We start from the raw sequence: 22,072 nt of genomic DNA on the forward strand, positions 1-22,072 counted from the left end.
TCACCCCCCCCCGCCGCCTCCCCCCTCCTTGGGGGGTGGGGGGGGGTGTTTTTTTTTTATTCGCCCCGGGCCCGGGGGGGGTGGGGCGGGTGGGGGGGGGGGGCGCCCCCCGGGGGGGGCCCCCCGCCTGTCGGTCGGTCGACCCCTACCTCCCGACTGGCCGCACGACTATCGTGCCCCGATGGAAATCCGCAGGTCAGCACCCGAACTCACGGTCGCGGCGGTGACGCTGGCCGCTGGGTTGTGGGGCTACTTCGCGTTCTTCCTCCACGAGGACACCCGCGACCTCGGCACCGCGCTGCTCATGGGTGCGTACGCCGCCAACGGACTTCTCCAGGTGTGTCTCGCCGTCTACCTGCGGACCTCGCTCTCCCCGCGCGAGAAGCTGGCCTGGGGCTTCGACACCTGGCCGTCGCGGGGCGGGCCGTCCGGCGTGGTGGCGGCCGTCGCGTGGCTGGGGCCGGTGGCCGCCGGGCTCGTCGTGATGCTCGTGGCCACACCGGCTTCCACGCCCTGGCCGGACGACGACTTCGGGATCCACGTCGCGATCCTGCTGCTGTCCCTGCTCGGACTGGCCGCCGTGCCGCTGGGCGCGGTGCTGTGGCTGTTCGCCGTCCTCCCGCTGACCGCGCTGGTGGGCGTGTTCCTCCCGGACGAGCGCGGCCGCTCGCGGGCGGAGGTCCTCTCGCGGTCGTGGCTCCTGCCCGTGGTGGCGGTGTTCGGCACGATCATGGCCACCGGCAGGAGCATCAACCGGTCCGAGGCCGGGCGGTGGTTCGCCGAGGCCGGTCTGCCTCTCGCCGCACTGCTCGCCGCGGTGTCGATCGTGGCGATCGTCGTGCTGGTGGTCGTCCACGAACGCGCACGGGCGGCAGCACGGCGGTGACCGTCAGGCCTGGTCGGAGGCCTGCGGCAGGACGGCGGTGACGGTCAAGCCTGGTCGGCGGCCTGCGGCAGGGTGAACGTCACGGTGGTGCCGCCGCCGGGGGTCGCGTCCAGCCGCACCTCGCCGCCGTGCCGTTCGACGATGCGGTGCACGATCGCCAGCCCTGCTCCGTGGCCGCCGCCGTGCGCGTCGCGCTTGTGCAGCCTGCGGAACAGCCGCAGGACCTCCTCGCGGTGCTCGGGCGGGATGCCGATCCCGTTGTCCCGCACGGACACCACGTCCGGCTCGCCGAGCGCGATCTCCACGGTGCGCGGATGCTCCTCGCGGGCGTACTTCGCGGCGTTGACCAGCAGGTTGACCAGCACCTCCGACAACCGGTCGGGGTCGGCGTGCACGAGCAGGCCGGGTCGCGGCAGCACGACCTCCACCTCGCGCTCCGCCAGCCGGGGCCCGGCGATCTCCAACGCGGCCAGGGCCGCGTCACGCAGGTCGATCCGCCGCGGCCGCAGCGAGCCGTGGCCCAGCTGGGCGAAGTGCAGCAGCGAGTTGATCAGCTCGTCCATGCGCTGGGCGAGGCGCTGCACGGTGTCGAGCCTGCGGACGGTCGTGTCGTCCAGGTCGCCCGCGTCCTCGCGGATGAACGCCGTCGAGTTGAAGATGCCCCGCAGGGGTTCCTTGAGCTCGTGCGCCGCCACGTGCGCGTAAGTGTCGAGGTCGCGGTTCGCGCGGTTGAGCTCCTCGTTCAACGCGGTGAGGCGGGCGTTGTGGCGCAGCACCAGGGTGGTGATCGCGCGGCCGAACTCGCCGGCGACGGCCTCGTCCGAGGTGGTCCACGGCACGGAGCACCCGCGGGTGTAGGCCTGGTAGACGGCCGAGGACCCGCGCGGCGTGAGGCGTTCGCCGCGCTCGCCCAGCCGCACCGGCGTGCTCGGGTCGGTCGCCCAGGTCCTGCTCGCCCGCCGTTCGGGCCGCACCCACGCGATCAGGTCGCCGGTGCCGCCCAGGGCCAGCACCAGCGCGCCGCTGAGGTGTTCGGCGTGCGGTGTCATCGAGTCGTCGTGCGAGGCGAGGTTGTCCGTGCTCCACACCTCGCCGGCGTCGAGGGCGGGCACGACGTCCCACAACGCGTCGAGGCCGGGTGCGAGCGCCGCGTGGTCCTGACCGCTCACGACCGTCGTCCGGCCGCCGAGCCGCAGCACCACGGCGCCGGCGTCGATCAGCTCGTGCAGGAGGTCGACGCTGGTCTGCACGGACTGCGTGATGTCCGTGTTCAGCTCCGTGACCAGCCGTGACAGCGCCGTGCGGGTGTCGTGGCGGGCACGGGAGGTCTGCGCCTCCTCCAGCGCGGCGAGCTGGAGGGACAGCGTGACGCCGAAGAACTCGCACGCCGCGCGCACCTCCGGGTCCAGGCGCCGTGGCTGCACGCCGTGGCACGCGATGAGCCCCCACAACGAGCCGGAGTGCAGCAACGACACCGACATCGACGAGGCCACCCCGATGTTGCGCAGGTACTCCAGGTGGAACGAGGAGACCGTGCGCAACGCCGAGTCGGACAGGTCCAGCGGCGCCGACGTGCCGGGCAGGAACTCCGGCAGCAGCTTCGCCGTCTCGTCGTCCACGTCGTGGATCACCCGGATCCAGTTCCGCTCGTACAGCCGCCGCGCCTGGGGCGGGATGTCGGTCGCGGGGAACCACAGGCCGAGCCACGGCTCCAGCCCGTCGGCGACCGACTCCGCGATCACCTCACCGGGGCCCGCCTGCCCCTCGAAGCGGTAGGCCACCACCCGGTCGTAGCCGGTCAGCGCGCGGATCTCGGCCACCGCCGACGCGCACACGTCGACCACGGTCCGTTCGTGCTGGAGCTTGGTCAGCGAGGTGCGCAGGCGCGGGTAGAACTGGGAGAAGCGGAACGTCTCCTGCGCGGGCCTGCGTTCGAACTCCAGCACCGTGCGGCCGTCCGCGCGGTACACGGTGACGTCGAAGCTCTCACCCGACGAGGGCAGCACGAGCGCGCAGAGACCCCTGTCACCGGTCGGCGCGTCGCGCGTGGCCCGCACCGCCGCCAGGCCCTCGGCTCCGACCAACGCCTCCACCGCGGTCCCGATCAGGACCTCGGGCGCGCTGCCGAGCACGGCACCGGTGTTCGCGCTGGCGACCTCGATCACACCCGCGTCGTCGACGGCCACCAGCGCGCCGTAGGACTGGATCCCGCCCAGCAGGTGGATCGGCTCGGTGAGGCAGACGGTCATGTCGAACGACGTCGTGCCCGCCTCCGCCTCGGCCTGGGCGGCCCTGGCCCACTCGGCTCCCAGCCCCTCCTGGTCGTCGAGCACCTGGTCGTCGTGCATGCTGGTTCCTGCTTCCGGTGGGCGTACCGTTCGGGGGCGAAGGCCGCTGGGCAGGGGACGAGGAAACGCGGGGATGGATGAGCGCAGGTGACGGACCGGCCTGGCCCGACCTCCTGCACGCGCTGTGGCGCAGTGCGTTCTCCGCGGGCAGCACCAAGGTCTTCGCGAAGGAACTCTACTTGGGACTGCTGGAGCTGCCGCACGTCCGCGGTGTGCTCGGCGCCCGGTTCGGTCCAGGAGGCGACGTGCTGGTCGTGCGCTGGGCCGACCACGAGCACGGGGTGATGAGCGGACCGGCCGGTCTCGCCGCCGACGTCGCCCCGTGGGTGGCGGGCTCCGCCGGGTTCCCGACGCGCCCCGCCGGTCAGGCGAGGATCGCCGAGCTGGACGTCGGCGAGCTGTCGTCGTTCGCCCCCGAGTTGGGCGCCCGCGTGCGCGAGGTCGGAGGCAGCGCGCTGGTGGCCGCGTCGTTCCGCGCCGCGGAGGGCGACAGTGGCCTGCTGCTCGTCAGCCTGGACCGGGCGCCCGAGGACGAGACGATCGCGCGGGCGCTGGAGCAGATCGCGGACGTCGTGATCGCCGCCGACGACCGGATCGCCGACCAGGCGCTGCTCGACAACCGGCTGGCGGCCGACGCCGTCCTCGCCGAGGTGTCGCTGCGGCTCGCCCGTTCGCTGGACGTGGAGGAGACCCTGCGGTCCGTCGTGCGGATGGCGGTGCCCGGCCTCGCGGACGGAGCGGCCGTGCACGTCCGGCGCGACGGAGCCCTGGTGCAGATCGCCGCCGCGCACGTGGACGTCCACCGCGAACGCCTGCTCAACGACCACCTGAGCCACGGCCGCTGGGCCGGCGTGACCGTCGACGCCGAGGTGGACCCGCTGCCGTCGGGGCTGCCCGCCGACGTCGGCCTGGAGCTGATGACCAGCGCCGTCCTGCGGGCCCGCGGCAGGGTCCTGGGCGTGCTGACGTTCTTCCACCGCTCAGGAGCCCGCCGGGTCCCCACGCCCGAGTTCGTGCGGGACATCGCCGCGCGAGCCGCGCTCGCCATCGACAACGCGACCCTCTACAGCGAGCGGCGGTCCGAGGTCGAGGAGCTCCAGGCGCACCTGCTGCCGTCGGTGCTGCCCGCGCTGGAGGGCGTCGAGATCGCGACCGGGTACAACGTGGCCGGTCACCTGCTGGACGTGGGCGGCGACTTCTACGGCGTCGTGCGCCAGCCGGACGACCGCTTCACCGCCCTCATCGGCGACGTGTGCGGCCGTGGCGCCGCTGCCGCCGCGCTCACCGGCCTCGCCCGCCACACCGTGGAGACGATCCTGGAGGAGGGCGGCCAGGCCGAGGACGCCGTGCGCCTGCTCAACGCCAAGATGCTGCGCGACGAGGTCGGCAAGTTCCTCACCCTCGCCACCGTCACGTTCGGCAAGGCCGGGCCCGAAGGTCTGCCGATGCGGTCGCTCACGGCGGGGCACCCGCCGCCGGTGATCATCCGGCGCGACGGCGCGGTCGAGGAGACCGCCTGCCGCGGCCACCTGGTCGGCGTGCTCGACCAGGTCACGTTCACCCAGGTCGACGACGTGCTCAGACCCGGCGACTCGGTCGTGCTGTTCACCGACGGACTGGTCGAGGCGCGGGACGCCTCCGGCGCGTTCTTCGGCGACGAGGACCTCGAACCGACGCTCGCCGCGCTGCACGACCTGCCACTGCCAGAGATGGCCTCCACGCTGGTCGCGGGCGACGGGCGGTACGCGGTCGACGACGACGCGGCCGTGCTGCTGATCCGGTACCGGGGCCACCGGGCGCTGGACGCGGTGCTGCCCGCGGACCAGGCGGCGGACGCCGCGCTCGCCGCCGTGAGAGCGCTGGGCAGAACAGGCCTGCCGGACCGGCTGGAGGTCCCGGCGGGGCAGGGCGACGTGACCGTCACCGTGGACGGCGACGCCGAGTGGGCGCGGATCGAGATCAGCGGAGGAGCCGGCACGTGGTGGGAGGTCCTGTGACCGCGAGCGGCGAACAGGTGGTGCTGGTCGTGGAGGACAGCGAGGAGGACCGCGAGGCGATCCAGCGCGCCCTGTCCCGGTCGCACCCGGAGCTCGTGCTCGAGTTCCTGCCCGACGGGCACCGCGTCTCGGACCGGTTGCGCGACGACACCTCACCGCACCCGGTGCTGGTCCTGCTCGACCTGAACATGCCGGGCACGGACGGACTGCGCGTGCTCACCGAACTGCGCGCCGACGCCGACCCGCGGCTGAGGGACGTGATCGTCGTCGTGTTCACCTCCTCGACGACGTCCGCGGACATCGACCGCTGCTACGAGGCGGGCGCGGACAGCTACGTCTACAAGCCGGTGAACTTCACGCTGTTCCGGACCGTGCTGCAGGGCGCGGTCGAGTACTGGCACACCAACGGTTTCGTGCGCCCCAGCGCACCGCCGGAAGTGCCCGTCGCGTGATCGTCGCGGCCAAGTGTCCACTCCGGACGGTCGGCCCGGTCGAACGCGTTCGACGATTTCTTGACCAGTAGCGGAACATCCTCCAGAGTGGGCGAACGGGTGCGCGCCTGTCTCAGCGAAGAGGAGACCGTTCGTGCGCATCCTCATCTCCGTGGCCGTCCTGCTGGGCGGTCTGCTCGCCGCGTTCAGCGCGACACCGGTTTCGGCGGCCACAGTCGACACAACTGCGTGGTACGTGTTGGTGAACCGCAACAGCGGCAAGGCGTTGGACGTCTACAACCTCGCCACGAACGACGGCGCGCGCATCACGCAGTGGGCCCGCAACGACGGCAACCAGCAGCAGTGGCAGTTCGTCGATTCGGGCGGTGGCTTCTACCGGGTGAAGTCGCGGCTGTCGAACAAGGTTCTCGACGTCCACAACTTCTCCACCGCCGACGGCGGCGCCATCGTCCAGTGGTCCGACCTGAACGGGAGCAACCAGCAGTTCCGCCTCGCCGACTCGGACGGCGGGTACGTGCGGCTGGTCAACCGCAACAGCGGCAAGGCCGTCGAGGTCCAGGGCGGTTCGACCGCGGACGGCGCCAACGTCGTGCAGTACGGCGACTGGAACGGCGCGAACCAGCAGTGGCAGCTCGTCCGCGTCGGCGGTGGCGGCGGCACGTGCCAGCTGCCGTCGTCCTACCGCTGGTCGTCGACCGGCCCGCTGGCCCAGCCCAGGCAGGGATGGGTGTCGCTCAAGGACTTCACCCACGTGACGTACAACGGCAGGCACCTCGTCTACGCGACGACGCACGACACCGGGACGACCTGGGGCTCGATGAACTTCGGCACCTTCACGAACTGGTCGGACATGGGGTCCGCGAGCCAGAACGCGATGGGCACCGGCGCGGTCGCGCCCACGCTGTTCTACTTCGCACCGAAGAACATCTGGGTGCTCACCTACCAGTGGGGCCCGACGACCTTCAGCTACCGCACGTCGAACGACCCGACGAACGCCAACGGCTGGTCGTCGCCGCAGACCCTCTTCACCGGCACGATCCCCGACTCCGGCACGGGTCCGATCGACCAGACCCTCATCGGTGACGGCACGAACATGTACCTCTTCTTCGCCGGTGACAACGGTAAAATCTACCGGGCGAGCATGCCGATCGGGAACTTCCCCGGCAGCTTCGGGTCGTCCTGGACGCAGATCATGAGCGACACCACCGCGAACCTGTTCGAGGCCGTGGAGGTCTACAAGGTCCAGGGCCAGAACCAGTACCTCATGATCGTCGAGGCGATGGGCAGCGCTGGGCGCTACTTCCGCTCGTTCACCTCCAGCAGCCTCAACGGGGCGTGGACTCCGCAGGCCGCGACCGAGAGCAACCCGTTCGCGGGCAAGGCGAACAGCGGCGCCACGTGGACCAACGACATCAGCCACGGCGACCTGATCCGCAGCAACCCCGACCAGACCAAGACCATCGACCCCTGCAACCTCCAGTTCCTCTACCAGGGCCGCGACCCGAGCTCGGGCGGTGACTACGGCCGTCTGCCCTACCGGCCGGGATTGCTGACGCTGCAACGCTGATCGTTACTCGAACACGCCGTAACCCGCGACGGCGTGCGCCCGCACGCCGTCCATGTCCAGCTCCACGCCGATGCCCGGGGTGTCGGGGAGCGTGATGTAGCCGTCCTTCACGATCGAGCCGCTCCCGTCGGGCGCGTGGACGTAGCTGTCCCACACCGCGCGCTCGTCGAGGGCGTGCCACTCCTGGACGAGGAAGTTGGGGATCGCGCCGCACTGGTGCGACGTGGCCATCGTGCCCAGCGGCGTCGACACCAGGTGCGGGGCGAAGGGGATGTAGTGGAGCTCCGCGAGGTTGGCGATCTTCTTGGCCTCGGCGAGACCGCCGCACTTCGGCACGTCCGGTTCGATGACGTCCACGGCACCGCGTTCGAGCAGCTCGCGGAAACCCCAGCGCAGGTAGAGGTTCTCGCCTGCGCAGATCGGCGTGCGGGTCTGCTCGCGGACCCTGACCAGCGCGTCGACGTTCTCCGCCGGCAGCGGTTCCTCCAGCCACATCAGGTGGAACGGCTCCAGCTCCCACGAGATCCGGCACGCGCTCGGCAGGTCGTAGCGGGCGTGCAGGTCGATGGCCAGGTCGACGTCCGGCCCGATCGCCTCGCGGACGGCCGCCACGCGTTCGACCATCGACCGCAGCTCGGCGGCGTTGACCGTGTGGTTGAAGTCGTCGTACTTCGCGGGGTGGCGCAGGTCGTCCACGTCGAACTTGAGGGCGGTGAAGCCCTCGGCGACCATCCGCTGGGCCCGGTCGACGCAGCCCGCGATCGACCCCGCCGGGTCGTCGCCGTCGCCGCAGTCGGCGTAGAGACGGATCCGGTCGCGGAACTTGCCGCCGAGCATCCGGTAGACCGGCTGGCCCGCCGCCTTGCCCGCGAGGTCCCACAGCGCGAGCTCGATGCCGGACAGCGCGATCACGAACACCCCGCCCTGGGGACCCGCGAAGACCTTGCCGCGCCGCAGCTTCTCCCAGCAGCGCTCGACGTTGCGCGGGTCCTCGCCGATCAGCAGGGGGGTCATGAACTCGATCATGCCGACGACGGCACCCGCGCCGGCGTCGGGGTTGGCCTCGCCGAACCCGCTGAGGCCCTCGTCGGTGTCGATCCGCACCAGCGTGGCCTCACCGTGGTAGGCCACCACCGCCGTCGTGACGTTCACGATCCGCATTGCTCTCCCATCGCTGGGTGGTGCACAGGAACGGACTGTCGCGAGCTCCAACTTGTCCTATAAGCTGATGACATGCAAAGGGGACAAGAGTCTCCGGACGCTGTCAAGGTCCGGACTCTGCCGGTGCAGGTGGCCGCACACCTGACCCGGCGCATCGTCAACGGCGAGCTGGAGGACGGCCGGGCGCCGTCGGAGCTCGACATCTCCCGGGAGTTCGGGGTGTCCAGGGTGGTGGCGCGGGAGACGCTCAAGATCCTCGCCTCGCTGGACATCGTCGAGGTCGCGCAGGGCCGTCGTGTCGTCGTGCGCCCGCCCGCGGAGTGGGACTACCTCAGCCCGCTGCTGGTCGAGTGGCTGCCCGAGGAGATCGTCGGCGAGCTGTTGCAGGAGCTCGACCAGATGCGCGTGCTGCTCGAACCCGAGCTCGCCGCGATGGCCGCCGCCGCCGTCACCGACGAGACGCTCGACCGGCTCAGGGACGCCCTCGACCGCATGGCGGCGCTCGAAGGGGATCCCAACGCCTACCTGGAGGTCGACCACGACTTCCACATGGAGATCTGCCGGGCCGCGGACAACCGCATCCTCGACCGGATCATGTACTCCGCCCGCTGGCTCGGCACGGCGAGCAGGCGGATCACCAACGAGGCGCCGTCCGCGCTGAGCAAGGCGACCGGCGACCACACCGAGATCTACGAGGCACTGGTCGCACGCGATCCCGCGGCGGCACGGGCGGCGATGCGCAAGCACCTCGCCAACAACTCCACCCTCCTCGCGGAGAAGGAACAGCGGACGAAGCGTTCCGGTCGGGGGAGCTGACGCACCACCGACGCACCACCAGTTCGGCATTCCTCAGCACATGAACGATCCGGCAGCGCGGCTCCCGCCCCGCTGTCCCGCCGGTTGCAACGTCGCCCCGTCGGTACGCGTCCGCTCGTCCGGACGTGAGAGGAGTTGTCATGGAAGAGAAAGCGGACTTATCCAGGCGCACCTTCCTCGGGATGAGCGCGCTGGGCGTGCTCGGTCTCGCGGGGTGCGGCGGCGGTCCCGCACCCGCACCGCAGGTCGACGTGCAGGTGCCCCAGGCATTGCTCGACCAGGCGGCCTCACTGCGCGGCGGCTCGGTCGGGATGCTGTCGCAGAAGCTCTACTCGGAAGCCGCGAACCAGGCGCTGGACCGGTCGCTGCAGGTGTTCGCGCAGGCCACCGGCACCACCGTCCGCAACGACCTGGTCTCTGGCGACGCCGGTGACATGGTCGCGAAGATGGACGCCGAGGTGAAGGCCGGCACCAGCCGCGACTTCGCGTTCGTCAGCGACCGGCGGTTCGTCGGCCAGCTGCACAACCTCGGCGCGCTCACCGACGTCACCGACGTGGTCGAGGAGATGAAGAAGCTCTACGGGGAGCCGGCGACGGAGGCCACCAACTACTGCGTGTTCGGCGGCCGCTGGTTCGCGATCCCGTACCACTTCATCGCGTCCGCGATGTACCTGCGCAAGGACTGGTACCAGGAGAAGGGGCTCCCGCTCAAACCCCACTACACGTGGGAAGAGTTGCGGGACAACGCATTGGAGGTCTCCGACCCGGCGAAGAAGCGCTTCGGCTGGGGGCTGACGGTGAACCGCTCCGGCGACGCCAACGGCTTCATCGCGAACGTCGTCAACACCTACGGCGGGGCGATCGCGGACAACACCGGCACGAAGGTGGTGTTCAACTCGCCGGAGACGGTCGCCGCGGTCACGTTCATCGGCGACATCTACACGAACCCGAAGTACACGCCGATGCTGCCGCCGGGGATCGGCAGCTGGACCGACTCCAGCAACAACGAGAACTGGCTGGCCCAGATCCTGGGGCTCACGCTCAACCAGTTCAGCGTCTACGCCGACTCGAAGACCAAGAACAACCCGGTCTACGCCAACACCCACCCGTTCAACGGCGCCACCGGACCGGCGATCGACAAGCCGCTCGCGTTCGGCGAGTCCAACTCGTTCGTCGTGTTCAAGGGGGCGAAGAACGCCAACCTGGCGAAGCTGGTGGCGAAGTACATGGTCAGCGGGACCGCGCTGCTCGGTGTCGCGAAGGGAGCGCCGTGCCTGGTCAACCCCTCGTGGGACAAGGTGTGGGACTCCGACCCGTACTACACCGGCGGCGACCCGGCCTTCCCCGCGCTGCGCGAGCAGACCCGCACGTCGTTGCCGCTGACCACGAAGACCGGTTTCAAGTTCCCCCAGGCGCCGAGCCCCGGTGAGCAGGCCGCCACCGCCGCGTACCTGCTGACCGACATGATGCAGTCCGTCATCCAGGGCACGAAGCCCGCCGATGCCGTCGCCTCGACGCACGCGAGGATCGTCCAGGTCTTCGAACAGCAGGGCTACAAGCAGTGACCGTCGTGCGTGAACGCCCGGCCCCGGTTCGTCCGGCACCGGGCGGGTCGTCGTCGCTCAGCCCGTCGCAGCGGCTGCTCGGGCGCGACTGGCGCCTCGCGGCGGCGTTCGTCGGGCCGACCCTGCTGCTGGTCGCGGGCTTGATCCTGTTCCCGATCGTCGACTCGGTGTTCACGAGCACCACGGAACGCCACGGCGCGGAGACGGTCTTCGTCGGGCTGGACAACTACACCGCCCTCCTCGACGACGCCGTGTTCCACAAGGGCGTGCTCAACTCGTTCGTCTTCACCGCGTACGCCGAGATCTTCAAGGTGACCCTCGGCCTGATCGCGGCGTTGATGCTGCACCACATGCGCCGCGGCCGGGCGATCGTCGCCGGCGTGATCCTGCTGCCGTGGGTGGTGCCGACGGTCGTCACGGCCTTCACCTGGCGCTCCCTGTTCGACCCGATCTTCGGCAGCGTCAACGTCCTGCTCACCGACTCCGGCATCGGGCCCTTCCTCGCCACGATCGGGCTCGTCGACCGCTGGCCCGCGGAGTGGCTGTCCGATCCCGCGCTCGCGATGCCCGCGGTCATCCTGGTCAACGTCTGGAAGGGCATCCCGTTCTTCACGGTGACGTTCCTCGCCGGGCTCAAGGCGATCGACGGCGCACTGTACGAAGCAGCCATTGTGGACGGTGCGTCGCCGTGGCAGCGGTTCCTGCACATCACGTTGCCGGGCCTGCGGCACATCATGATCGTGACGGTGCTGCTGTCGTCGATCTGGACGTTCAACAACTTCGACCTGATCTGGCTGATGACCCAGGGCGGACCTGGCGACGCCACCGCCCCGTACGTGATGGTGGCCTACTCCAAGGCCATCCAGCAGCTGCAGCTGGGCGCGGGCGCCGCGGTCACGCTGGTGATGCTGCCGATCATCGGCGTCCTCGTGGTGATCCTCGTGCGGATGATGCGCCGCAACGACCTCCCGGGCACGGGCGAGCGGCGCAGGCTGACTCCGGTGCAGCGCAGGGCGATGCCGTGGGTGGTCGTCGTGGCGTCGGTGCTGGTGCTCGTCTGGGCGTCGCCGCACATCGTGTGGAAGGCAGCGCTCGTGCTGGGCGTGTTCGTGTTGCTCGCCGCCGCCGTCGGACGGGTCGTCTCCGTGCTCGCCGCGCGGGGCAACCGGCTGGCCGCACGCGTGGTGGGCGGCACCGGCAGCGGGATCGCGCTGGTGGGGCTGCTGGGGTTCGTGCTCGCCCCGCTCTACTGGATGACGGTCACGGCGTTCAAGTCCGACGACCAGATCGTCGCGCGCACGGACGACCTCTGGCCGACCCCGTGGACCACCCAGCAGTTCACCAACCTGTTCGAAGGCAGGGCGTTCGGCACCTGGTACCTCAACACGATCCTGGTGTCGGTGGCGTCGACCCTGATCGCCCTGGTGTGCGCCGCACTGGCGGGATACGCGTTGGCACGGCTGAAGTTCCGCGGTTCGGAGAGCTTCACCGTGACGATCCTGCTCACGTACGTGATGCCGGGCGCGCTGCTGTTCATCCCGCTGTACCAGATGATGAGCGGCATCGGGCTCAACGACTCGTTGTGGTCGCTCGTGCTGGCCTATCCCACGTTCACCCTGCCGTTCGCGACCTGGCTGCTCGTCGGCTACTTCAAGTCGATCCCGGCCGACCTGGAGGAGGCCGCGCTCGTCGACGGCTGCACGCGGTTCGGCGCGTTCCTGCGGATCGTGCTGCCGCTGGCCAAGCCCGGTCTGCTCGCGGTCGCGCTGTTCACGCTCACCAACGCGTGGAACGAGTTCCTGTTCGCCTTCGTGTTCATCACCAAGGACGACTACAAGACGCTGCCCGTCGGCATGCAGTCGATGATCTTCGGTGACGTTGTGCCGCAGGGCCAGCTCGCCGCCGCCTCGCTGCTGATCAGCATCCCGGTCGTGGTGATGTACGGGTTCGGTCAGCGGTTCCTGACGGAGGGCCTGACCGCCGGGGCGGTGAAGGGATGATCACGGAGGAGCACGTCCCGACGGCGTCGCGGCCGAGCGACCTGCGCATCACCGACCTGCGGGTGGCCACTGTGGACGGTGTGCCGTTCCGCTCGTCGATCATCAGGATCGACACGAACCAGGGCATCGCCGGGTACGGGGAGGTGCGGGACCAGGCCAGCGCGACCTACGCGCTGGTGCTCAAGAGCCGGCTCGTGGGGGAGAACCCCTGCAACGTTGACAAGATCTTCCGCAAGATCAAGCAGTTCGGTCACCACGGGCGCCAGGGCGGCGGGGTCTCCGGCGTCGAGATGGCGCTGATGGACCTCGCCGGCAAGGCCTACGGGGTGCCCGCGCACGCGCTGATCGGGGGCCGGTTCCGCGACGAGATCCGCTGCTACGCGGACACGCCGTCGCTGCCGGACCCGCATGCCATGGGCGCACGCCTGCTGGACCGCAGGCAGCGCGGGTTCACGATGCTGAAGATGGACGTGGGCATCGACCTGCTGTGGGACGTGCCGGGAGCGTTGATCGCGCCGAAAGGTGCCCGCGCGGACCTGACGACGATGCACCCGTTCACCGGCATCCAGGTCACCGCGAAGGGCGTCGAGCACCTGGCGTCCTATGTGGACACCGTTCGTTCCGTCGTCGGCTACGACGTCGCGCTCGCCGCGGACCACTTCGGCCACATCGCCCTCGACTCCTGCATCCGGATCGGCCGCGCGCTGGAACCGTTCACGCTGGCGTGGATCGAGGACCTGATCCCTTGGCAGCTGACCGACCAGTGGCGTGAGCTCACCGCGGCCGTCGCCGTCCCCACGTGCACGGGGGAGGACATCTACCTGCTCGACGGCTTCCGGCCGTTGCTCGACGCCGGTGCCATCCGCGTCGTGCACCCCGACCCGGCGACGGCGGGCGGGATCGCGGAGACCAAACGGCTCGGCGATTACGCGCAGGAACGGGGGATCCCGATGGCGCTGCACCTGGCGGCGTCACCGATCGCGACGATGGCGTGCGTGCACCTGGCCGCCGCCACGGAGAACTTCCTGGCACTCGAACACCACGCGGCCGAGGTGGAGTTCTGGAGCGACCTCGTCACCGGCCTGCCCCGCCCGTTGATCCAGGACGGCCACATCGCGGTGCCGGACACGCCGGGACTGGGGTTCGGCGACCTCGACGAGGACCTCCTGCGCCGCCACCTCGACCCGCGCGACCCGGTGTTCTTCGCCGAGACGACGCACTGGGACGCGGAGTCGAGCCACGACAGGTTGTGGAGCTAGGGGAGTGGTTCGACGGATGCTGCTGAGAGCGGATGCGCCGCCACTAACGTCCGTGCTCCGCGCGCCACTTCTCGTACTCGGGCCGGGCCTCCTCCGACAGCGGGTAGTACCGCCGCAGGTCGCCGCCCTCGGACAGCCGGAGCCGGGAGAACTCCTCCCACTCCGCGTGTTCCTGGGCGACGGCCAGCACCGCGGGTGCGAGCTTGACGGGCACCACGACCGCCCCGTCGTCGTCCGCGACGACGATGTCACCGGGCTCGACGAGCGTGCCGCCGCACGCCACCGGCACGTTGACGGCGACCGGGACGATGTCGGTCTGGGTGTGGAAGTTCGGTGTGGCACCGCGGATCCACAGCCCGAGGCCGAGCTTCTTCGCCTCGCCGGTGTCGCGCAGGCACCCGTCCACCACGACACCGGCACCGCCGCGACCCTTGAAGTAGGTCAGCATCATCTCGCCGAACACACCGCTGCCCATGTCGCCGCGCGCGTCGACGACGATCATGTCGCCGGGTTGCGCGTGGTACATGACGTGGCGGTGCAACTGCTTCTCCGGCTCCTCGTACTCGTCGACGGGGTAGAGGTCCTCCCGCTTCGGCAGGAACTGCAGCGTCAGCGCCGGACCGGCCACCCGCACGCCGGGCGTCACCGAGACCGGGCCGCGGATGAACGCGCTGCGGATGCCCATCCGGCTGAGCTCGGCGCTGGCCGTCGCGCTGCCGATGGCCGCGAGTGCCGCGCTCAGTTCGGCGGGCGGGCGAACGATGTCGTGCGTCTCGACCACTTCGCAGCTCCCTCAGATCCGGAGGGTGTCGATGAGACCCTGACGCGAGCCTAGCCCGAAATACCCTTGTGGCGTAACGGAAACCGGCTTCCCGATCGGAACCGCGCGGAGTTCCCGGTCAGCCGGTGGCGTGGGTTCCGGGGGCGCTGACGGCTGCCCCGGTGAGAGCGGTCAGTTCAGCTTGCGGGTGTCCTCGGGCAGCCCGCCGCCCGCGTAGACGTCCTCGGCCAGCTTGGCCAACGCGGTCAGCGCGACGTTCTGGCTCCACGGCCCGTAGGACACGCGCGAGACGCCGAGCTTCTGCGCCGTGGCCAGGGGGATCGAGCCGGGGACGCCGATCAGGTTGACCTTGCGCTCACCCAGCGCCTCGACGAGCCGTCCGACCTGGGTCTCGTCGAGCTTGCCCGGCACGAAGAAGTTCGAGGCACCCGCGTCGAGGTAGGCGCGGCCGCGGGCGATCGCGTCCGTCAGCACGTCCTCGGGGTCGCGGTCACCCGCCTTGACGAACGCGTCGGTGCGGGCGTTGAGCACGAAGTCGACCCCGGCGGCCTGCGCGGCGGCGACGGCGGCCTCGACGGCCCGCACCGACTCGTCGAGCGGCTTCATCTGGTCTTCGAGGTTGGCGCCCACCGCACCGACGTCGATGGCCCTCGCGATCGTGCCTCCCGGATCGCCGTAGCCGGCTTCGAGATCGGCGGTGACCGGCAGGTCACCGGCCACGCGCACGATCAGCCCGACCTCGGCGATCATCTCGTCGCGGGGGATCCGCTCGCCGTCCGGGTAGCCGCGCGAGGCGGCGATGCCGTGACTGGGCGTGGCGAGCGCCTGCGTGCCGGGCGTCTCGGCGACCACCTTCGCGGTGATCGCGTCCCACACGTTGACGACGAGCAGCAGCTCCGGCGCCGCGTGCAGGGCCTGGAGTCGCTGGGCCTTGTCTGCAGTGGAGGTCATGTCAGCCTTTCGCAGGTTCACTCGGTCCGTGGTTCACGCATACCCGTTGGCTTGTGATCGAATCCCGGTTGTGCGGACCGCGCAACCGGGCAGGCCCCTTCAGGACTCGCGGTGCAGCACGAGGTGGGTGCCGGTCACGTTCATGCCCCGCTGAGCACGACGTGCTGCCGAACGAGCGCTTCGTCGTCGACGGACGAGACGAGGAACCGGGCGACGTCGGCGCGGGCGATGGCGAGGGGTTTCGGTGTGCGGATCTGCGTGGAGGCGGCCCACCCGGTGGTCGGCGCGGCGTCGGTCAGTGCTCCGAAGTACGCGATCGTCCACCGGAGGTCCGATGCGGTGACCAGGTGTTCCGCCGCGTCGAAGTCGCGGAAGTCGCGCCGGATCAGTGTGGCTGCGACGAGCCTGACCAGCGGTGAGGCGGCGGTGCGGCTGAGGCCGGTGCCCCAGGCGACGGGCAGGACCAGACGCGGGACCTCGGTCGCGCGCATCGCTGCGATCAGGTTCGCCATCGCGTCGGCGAGGATGGCGGGGCCGCGCAGCCCCTTCAACCACAACGGGTTGCCCAGGGCCGACAGCACCGCGTCGTGGCCCTCCAGCGCTCGGCTGACCACGTCGGGCCGTTCGGTGACGCTGCCGAGACTGATCGACAGGGCGGGGTGGCCGGAGAGCGTGCCCGCGTTGCGGACGAAGGCGGTGACCTGGTGGCCCTCGGCGAGCGCCTGTGCGACGACGGCGCGTCCGAGCCGTCCGTTCGCACCGGCGACGAAGATGCGCATCTGTCAGTCCTCCTCGGTCGGAGCGAGTTGCTCGCTGAGGCGCTGGACGGCGTGTACCAGCTTCGGCGCCCTCACCCCGCGTGGCGGGGCGACCGGGTGGCCGTCGCGGCCGATGACCAGACCGGTCCGGCCGGCGAGTGAGGCATCGGTGGCCGCGATGATCGACGACCGCGCCGCCTCGGACGTGGTGCCGCCGGTGGTGCGGCGGAACGCCCACAGGACGAGAGGCCACAAAGGACGCAACCACGGAGCGACGACCCGCGAGGAGCCCATGGTGCCGGCGGTCATGTCGGTGACGGCGCCACCGGGATCGGCGGCGAAGACCGAGACGCCGTTGCCCCGCAGCCGTTCGGCGAGGTCGAGCGTGTGCACGAGGTTGGCGACCTTCGCGCGCCCGTAGGCGTGGAGTCCGTAGTACCCGCCGGGTGCCTCGGCCGCGTCGAACCGGCGCGCACCGATGCGCACCGAGCCGGACGTGACGTTGACGATGCGAGCGGGTGCGCCCTGGCGCAGCGATGGCAGGAGAAGCCGCGTGAGGAGGTAGGGCGACAGGTGGTTGAGAGCGAAGGTCGCCTCGATCCCCTCCGGGCTGAGGCGGCGGTCGTCGAACATCGCTCCGGCGTTGTTGACCAGGACGCTCACCGGGCCACCGGCGGTCAGCAGGCCGGCGACCGTCCGCACGGAGGCCGACGACACCAGGTCCCCGGCGAGGAAGCGGGCGCTCGGGCCGGTCGCCGCGGCGTTGATGCGGTCGAGGGCGAGGTCGCCGCGTTCCCGATCACGTCCGACGACCGTCACCTCGTACCCGGCCGCGGCGAGCCCCGTCGCGGTCTCCAGGCCGATGCCGCCGGTGCCACCGGTCACGACAGCACGTCCGCTCATCGCTCGTGTCCGATCAGGTCGAGGCGGCGGAGGGCGTCGGCGTACACCGCCGCGGCGAGCTGACGGTCGTTCACGAGACCCGAGGGCTCACTTCGGTGATCACGGACGAAGTACGCCGAGGAGGGGAGTTGCGCGGTCGCCGCGAGCCGGACGAGCGTCGAGGCCGCCGCCGCGGGGGAGCGGAGCACCGGACGTGCGACGTGTTTGAGGACCGCGCCCGTGCGGCCCAGGTAGCGACCGAAGTCGCTGGCCACCAGGCCGGGGTGGACGTCCACGATCTCGACCTCGGGATGCAGGCGCCGGTGCTCGCGGTGCAGGAACAGACTCGCCAGTTTCGCCACGGCATAGCGCTGGTGCGGACCGAGACCGGTCATGCGGTCCAACTGGCCGCCCACGTCCTCGTGGTGCAGCGCCGCGCCCCGGTGCGAGCGGGAGTTCGTGGCGACGACCCTGCCCCCGGCCAGCGCGGGCGTCAGCTCCCGGAGCAGGAGGAACGGGGACAGGGTGTTCACCTGGTAGTTCGGCTCATGGCCGTCCACTGTGGACGTGAAGTCGGAGAACGCGCCCCCGGCGTTGCTCAGCAGGACGTCGATCGTCCCCAGTTCCGCGGTGAGGTCGGCGGCGAGCCGGCGGACCTGCGAGAGGTCGGCGAAATCGGTCACGTGCCGGGAAACGGGACGTCCGCTCGTCGCGAGCGCGTCGGCGACCTGCTCGGTGCGGGCCCGGTCCCTGCCCACCACGACGACCCGCGCGCCCTGGGTGACCAGCTGTCTCGCGGCCTGGGCGCCGATGCCGGACGAGGCACCGGTGACGACCACCGTCCTGTCGCGGAGAGGACCGCGGGTCATGCCGTTCCTCGCGGGGATCCGAAGTCCTGCAGGGCTTTCAGCAGTGCCCCTGCCAGTGCCTCGCTCGCGCCGGGCGGCATTGCACGGGCGATCGCGGCGTCGGTCTCGTCGAACACCGCCTGCCCGGCCAGCCTCAGCCGGTGACCCTCGTCGGTCACCCGCAGCATCGCCGTGCGCCCGCGTCCCGGTTCGGTCGCGCGGACGACTGCTCCGAGATCTTCCAGGCGGCGCAACGTGTCCTGCATGCTCTGCGGCGTGACGCCCGCCCGTCGCGCGAGCTCGCTGTAGGAGATGCCGGGCGTGCGGTGCAGGTGCCCGAGCGCCGAGAGGTGGCGCAGTGCGATGCCGTGCTCGTTCAGGCGGTTCTCGACGTGCTCCTTGATGCGCTGACCCAGTGCCATCGTCAGGAACGCCGTGCTCGGCGGCGGTGGTGCTGTTCCCATGAGTTACAGTCTGCCTGAAACTGAGTTTCAGTCAAGCTGCAACTGAAGGGTGTGCGCTGATGTCGAAGGCGACCGCGGTTCCGCTGTCGGTGCGGGCGCAGGAGGTCGTGGTGGGGGTGCTCGCCCGGTTGCCGGCGTCGCTGCGAGCGCGGATGGCGGGCCGGGAGGTGGTCGAGGACGGAGCGGCACTGGCGGTCGACGCCCGCCTGCTGATCAGGTCGCTGGGAGGCCGCAAGTCGGCGCTGGTCGTCGGCGACTCGCCGGAACTGTCCCGCGCGGCGCTCGACCGCGCCGCGCCGATGCTGCGCGCCGGGCGCCGTCCGTCGCCTGCGGTCGTGACGTCCGAGGTCGTGGTGCGCGGGGGAGAGGGACCGCTGGAGGCGACGCCCTACGTCCCCGCGTCCGGTGGTGGCCGGTCGGGCGCGCTGGTGTTCTTCCACGGCGGGGGATGGGTGATCGGGAGCAGGGCCGGGTACGACCACGTGTGCCGGCACCTCGCCGAACGCACCGGTCACCGCGTGCTGTCCGCGGACTACCGGCTGGCGCCCGAGCACCCGTTCCCGGCCGCGGTGGACGACGCGCTCGCGGTGTTCGACGACGTGGTCGCGCGGGCAGCCGAGTTCGGCGTCGACCCGGAGCGGATCGTCGTCGGCGGGGACAGCGCCGGTGCCACCCTCGCCGCGGTGACCGCCCGCCGCGCCGCCGGTCGCGGTGCGGGTCCGGTCCCGAAAGGACAGTGGCTGCTGTACCCCGCCACCGACCTGGCCGTCCGGCACCCGTCACGTGACCGGTTCGGCCGGGGCTTCCTGCTGACCGACGACGACATCGTCTGGTTCCAGGACCACTACGTCCCCGGCGGCGTCGACCGGACCGATCCGCTCGTGTCCGTGCTGTACGGCCCGGTCGCGGCGACCACGCCGCCGGCGCACCTCGTCACCGCCGGGTTCGACCCGTTGCGCGACGAGGGGGAGCGGTACGCCGAGAAGTTGCGGACGGCGGGCGTGCCGGTCGAAGCGGTGCGGGAAGCCGATCTGCCGCACGGCTTCCTGCCGTTCGTGCACCTCGGTCCGCGCTTCGGCGAAGCGGTGGCCGCCGGCGCGGACGCTCTGCGGCGGATGCTGGACGGACCGCGGTGATCAGACGCCGGACCAGGTGCCCAGCGCGGCGACGGCGGCGTCGATGAGCGTGGAGTCGGCCGGACCGCGTTCGATGGTGCTGCGGTAGTACAGCGGTCCGATGACCATGGTGGCCGCGTCCCGGCTGGGCAGGGCGAGGACGATCTCGCCCCGCGCCTCGGCGTCGTCGAGGGCGGCGGCCAGCCGGTCGGTGAGGATGCCGGCGAACTGCGCGCGGCGGGCGTTCATGGTCTCGTCCCACATAGCCGCGTTGGCCAGGGTCGTGGAGACGGCGCGGACGTCGTCGAGGTCGAGCTGCCGTGCGATGACGTCGAGTTCCTGCCGCAGCCACTCACGGGTGGGGGTGGTCGGCTTGTCGAGAAACGGCATGGGGACCGTGGCCATCACTTCGAGGAGCAGCGGTTCCGTCCTGGGCCAGTGGCGGTAGACCGTCGCGCGGCCCACGCCGGAGCGCTCGGCGACCTGCACGTGCGTCACCGCGGTCGGTCCGCTCTCCAGCAGCAGTTCGCGGGCCGCGTTCAGGATCGCTTCCCGGCTCCGCAGGGACCTGGGGTCCGTCTCACTGGTCACCGGCCGATTCTATGAGACAACTTGACTCGAAGTGAGTCCGACATGCATCCTTCGAACTATGAGACAGTCTGTATCAAAGATGAGGGTGGCCGTCCTCGGGGCGACGGGCGCCACCGGACGGCATGTGGTGTCCACGGCTCTCGATCGCGGCCATCGCGTGGTCGCCCTCGTCCGCCGGGCGGGCGCGTTCGCTCGGGAGGGCGTCGAGGAGGTGATCTGGCCCGATGTCACCGACGCCGCGGCTCTCGCGCGGGCGCTGCCGGGTGCCGACGTGGTGATCAGCGCGTTGGGCGGGGCGGACAAGGGGCCGACGACGGTCTGCGCCGACGGAATCCGGTCCGCGGTCACCGCGATGAAGGAGTCCGAAGTGGACCGCCTGATCGCCGTCAGCGCACATGGCGTGCTGGAAACGCACGACAAGTCGCTCTACTCCGTGGCGGTGTGGGCGAACGTCGCCGAACGCATGCGCGACAAGGAGGCCATGGAGACGGTCATCGCCGGCTCCGGTCTGAAGTGGACGATCGTGCGGCCGCCCAAGCTGTCCGGCCACGACGCGATCGGCAAGTACCGGACAGGAACCGACCTGCCGATCCGGCTGTGGAGCTCCATCGGACGCGCCGACCTCGCCGCGTTCCTGCTCGACGAGGCCGAGACCCCGCGGTACGCCCACGCCCGCCCGCGGATCACGCGATGAACGCCGGCATCCCGGACCAGACGGGCAAGGTCGCTGTCGTCACCGGCGCGACGGGCGGTATGGGCCAGTTCATCGCCACCGAACTCGTCCGGGCGGGCGCGCGCGTCATCACCGTCGCCCGCAACCCCGCCCGCGCGGAGGCTTTGCGCGCACGCCTCGGCGCACAGGCGTCAAGGCTCGACGTCATCGCGGGAGACTTGTCCCGGCGAGCGGACGTCATCGCCGCGGCGAACGCCATCCGCGACCGGCACGACCGGATCCACCTCCTGATCAACAACGCCGGCGCGCACTTCTCCGAGCACCGCGTCTCGGCCGACGGCGTCGAGATGCACATCGCTCTCGATCACCTCGCCGCGTACGGACTCACCACCCTGCTGGACGCACCGCTGCGGTGCGGCCGCGGCCGGGTGGTGAACGTCGCCAGCGACACCCTCAACGACACCCGGCAGGTCAAGCTCCCCGGCGCACCCCGACCGGCCACTCTGGACCTGGCCGGCGTCGACAGCCTCGCCGAGCTCAACCCCGTCGCGGGCTTCGTGCCGTTCGAGGCCTACGCACGCGCCAAGCTCATGACCGTCACGGCCGGCTACGCCCTCGCCCGCACGTTCGCCGCGGACGGGGTGACCGTCAACGCGCTGCACCCCGGACTCGTCGCGACCGGCATCGTCGACGACCTCGTGCCCCCGTTGCTGCGGCCCGTGCGCGCGCTGATCCGCCGCAGCCTGCTCACCCCCGCCGAGGGAGCGGAGAGTGCGCTGCGGCTCGCGACCGATCCCGGCCTGGCGGGCGTCACCGGGCGGTACTTCCGCCGGTCTGCTGAGTCGAGCACTCCGCTGGTGTCCCACGATCCCGAGACCCAGCGCAGGCTCCTGGAGTTGAGCGACGCCCACTTCGCCCGCGCGACGCAGCAGTAGAATGAACGTTCCATCTATTGCTG

Annotated in this window: 20 protein-coding genes; 11 read left to right on the forward strand and 9 right to left on the reverse strand. The window is 70.9% G+C overall.

Features of this window, described 5'->3' with window-relative positions:
* Window positions 1-181 precede the first annotated feature (181 nt).
* Window positions 182-886 (forward strand): hypothetical protein, encoded by a 705-nt coding sequence (locus tag ACFWN2_RS44540; protein WP_382436760.1) that lies wholly within the window; start codon window positions 182-184, stop codon window positions 884-886.
* Window positions 887-930: 44 nt separating this feature from the next.
* On the opposite strand, the gene ACFWN2_RS44545 is transcribed toward ACFWN2_RS44540, so the two are convergent.
* Window positions 931-3,234: an ATP-binding protein gene (locus ACFWN2_RS44545; protein WP_382436761.1), complete on the reverse strand. Its 2,304-nt coding sequence runs from the start codon at window positions 3,232-3,234 to the stop codon at window positions 931-933.
* Between the two features lie 77 nt (window positions 3,235-3,311).
* Here ACFWN2_RS44545 and ACFWN2_RS44550 point away from each other — a divergent pair, with 77 nt between their 5' ends.
* The 3 genes from ACFWN2_RS44550 to ACFWN2_RS44560 all read left to right on the forward strand — a co-directional run bounded on the left by ACFWN2_RS44550 (window position 3,312) and on the right by ACFWN2_RS44560 (window position 7,250).
* Window positions 3,312-5,231 (forward strand): PP2C family protein-serine/threonine phosphatase, encoded by a 1,920-nt coding sequence (locus tag ACFWN2_RS44550; RefSeq protein ID WP_382436763.1) that lies wholly within the window; start codon window positions 3,312-3,314, stop codon window positions 5,229-5,231.
* A complete protein-coding gene (locus ACFWN2_RS44555; protein WP_382436764.1) occupies window positions 5,228-5,683 on the forward strand; it encodes a response regulator in 456 nt (151 codons plus the stop codon). Before ACFWN2_RS44550 ends, ACFWN2_RS44555 begins: the two co-directional genes overlap by 4 nt.
* 139 nt (window positions 5,684-5,822) lie before the next feature.
* Entirely contained in the window at window positions 5,823-7,250 is a 1,428-nt protein-coding gene (locus tag ACFWN2_RS44560) for a non-reducing end alpha-L-arabinofuranosidase family hydrolase (protein ID WP_382436806.1), read from the forward strand.
* Between the two features lie 3 nt (window positions 7,251-7,253).
* On the opposite strand, the gene ACFWN2_RS44565 is transcribed toward ACFWN2_RS44560, so the two are convergent.
* Window positions 7,254-8,411 (reverse strand): mandelate racemase/muconate lactonizing enzyme family protein, encoded by a 1,158-nt coding sequence (locus ACFWN2_RS44565; protein WP_382436765.1) that lies wholly within the window; start codon window positions 8,409-8,411, stop codon window positions 7,254-7,256.
* Window positions 8,412-8,483: 72 nt separating this feature from the next.
* Here ACFWN2_RS44565 and ACFWN2_RS44570 point away from each other — a divergent pair, with 72 nt between their 5' ends.
* From ACFWN2_RS44570 to ACFWN2_RS44585, 4 genes are all read left to right on the forward strand, one after another.
* Complete coding sequence (locus ACFWN2_RS44570; protein WP_382436766.1) at window positions 8,484-9,227, forward strand: FadR/GntR family transcriptional regulator; 744 nt, start codon at window positions 8,484-8,486, stop codon at window positions 9,225-9,227.
* 140 nt (window positions 9,228-9,367) lie between these two features.
* Window positions 9,368-10,792 carry an ABC transporter substrate-binding protein gene (locus ACFWN2_RS44575; protein WP_382436768.1) on the forward strand — a complete coding sequence of 475 codons (1,425 nt, stop codon included), beginning with the start codon at window positions 9,368-9,370 and terminating at the stop codon, window positions 10,790-10,792.
* Between the two features lie 5 nt (window positions 10,793-10,797).
* A complete protein-coding gene (locus ACFWN2_RS44580) occupies window positions 10,798-12,792 on the forward strand; it encodes an ABC transporter permease subunit (protein ID WP_382436769.1) in 1,995 nt (664 codons plus the stop codon).
* Window positions 12,789-14,051 carry a mandelate racemase/muconate lactonizing enzyme family protein gene (locus tag ACFWN2_RS44585; protein WP_382436770.1) on the forward strand — a complete coding sequence of 421 codons (1,263 nt, stop codon included), beginning with the start codon at window positions 12,789-12,791 and terminating at the stop codon, window positions 14,049-14,051. The genes ACFWN2_RS44580 and ACFWN2_RS44585 overlap by 4 nt, the downstream gene beginning before the upstream one ends.
* A 43-nt stretch (window positions 14,052-14,094) precedes the next feature.
* Here ACFWN2_RS44585 and ACFWN2_RS44590 read toward each other — a convergent pair whose 3' ends face one another.
* From ACFWN2_RS44590 to ACFWN2_RS44615, 6 genes are all read right to left on the reverse strand, one after another.
* Window positions 14,095-14,832 carry a ribonuclease activity regulator RraA gene (locus tag ACFWN2_RS44590; protein WP_382436771.1) on the reverse strand — a complete coding sequence of 246 codons (738 nt, stop codon included), beginning with the start codon at window positions 14,830-14,832 and terminating at the stop codon, window positions 14,095-14,097.
* Window positions 14,833-15,003: 171 nt separating this feature from the next.
* Window positions 15,004-15,783 carry an isocitrate lyase/phosphoenolpyruvate mutase family protein gene (locus ACFWN2_RS44595; RefSeq protein WP_382436772.1) on the reverse strand — a complete coding sequence of 260 codons (780 nt, stop codon included), beginning with the start codon at window positions 15,781-15,783 and terminating at the stop codon, window positions 15,004-15,006.
* Between the two features lie 140 nt (window positions 15,784-15,923).
* The gene (locus ACFWN2_RS44600) at window positions 15,924-16,562 is read right to left on the reverse strand and encodes an NAD(P)-dependent oxidoreductase (protein ID WP_382436773.1); all 639 of its coding nucleotides are present in this window, start codon (window positions 16,560-16,562) and stop codon (window positions 15,924-15,926) included.
* Window positions 16,563-16,565: 3 nt separating this feature from the next.
* The gene (locus ACFWN2_RS44605) at window positions 16,566-17,444 is read right to left on the reverse strand and encodes an SDR family NAD(P)-dependent oxidoreductase (RefSeq protein ID WP_382436774.1); all 879 of its coding nucleotides are present in this window, start codon (window positions 17,442-17,444) and stop codon (window positions 16,566-16,568) included.
* Entirely contained in the window at window positions 17,441-18,292 is an 852-nt protein-coding gene (locus ACFWN2_RS44610) for an SDR family NAD(P)-dependent oxidoreductase (RefSeq protein ID WP_382436775.1), read from the reverse strand. The genes ACFWN2_RS44605 and ACFWN2_RS44610 overlap by 4 nt, the downstream gene beginning before the upstream one ends.
* Window positions 18,289-18,735: a MarR family winged helix-turn-helix transcriptional regulator gene (locus tag ACFWN2_RS44615; protein ID WP_382436777.1), complete on the reverse strand. Its 447-nt coding sequence runs from the start codon at window positions 18,733-18,735 to the stop codon at window positions 18,289-18,291. Before ACFWN2_RS44615 ends, ACFWN2_RS44610 begins: the two co-directional genes overlap by 4 nt.
* 59 nt (window positions 18,736-18,794) lie before the next feature.
* Between ACFWN2_RS44615 and ACFWN2_RS44620 the strand changes: the two genes are divergently transcribed.
* Window positions 18,795-19,871, forward strand: a complete 1,077-nt coding sequence (locus tag ACFWN2_RS44620) for an alpha/beta hydrolase (RefSeq protein WP_382436778.1) — start codon at window positions 18,795-18,797, stop codon at window positions 19,869-19,871.
* Here the strand turns inward: ACFWN2_RS44620 and ACFWN2_RS44625 are convergent, their stop codons facing one another.
* Window positions 19,872-20,441: a TetR/AcrR family transcriptional regulator gene (locus ACFWN2_RS44625; RefSeq protein ID WP_382436779.1), complete on the reverse strand. Its 570-nt coding sequence runs from the start codon at window positions 20,439-20,441 to the stop codon at window positions 19,872-19,874. It abuts the gene before it with no gap.
* Between the two features lie 79 nt (window positions 20,442-20,520).
* Here ACFWN2_RS44625 and ACFWN2_RS44630 point away from each other — a divergent pair, with 79 nt between their 5' ends.
* A complete protein-coding gene (locus ACFWN2_RS44630; protein WP_382436780.1) occupies window positions 20,521-21,135 on the forward strand; it encodes an NAD(P)-dependent oxidoreductase in 615 nt (204 codons plus the stop codon).
* Window positions 21,132-22,049 (forward strand): SDR family NAD(P)-dependent oxidoreductase, encoded by a 918-nt coding sequence (locus ACFWN2_RS44635; protein ID WP_382436781.1) that lies wholly within the window; start codon window positions 21,132-21,134, stop codon window positions 22,047-22,049. The genes ACFWN2_RS44630 and ACFWN2_RS44635 overlap by 4 nt, the downstream gene beginning before the upstream one ends.
* Window positions 22,050-22,072 lie beyond the last annotated feature (23 nt).

This window comes from Lentzea sp. NPDC058436, assembly GCF_042721515.1.
Lineage (GTDB): Bacteria > Actinomycetota > Actinomycetes > Mycobacteriales > Pseudonocardiaceae > Lentzea.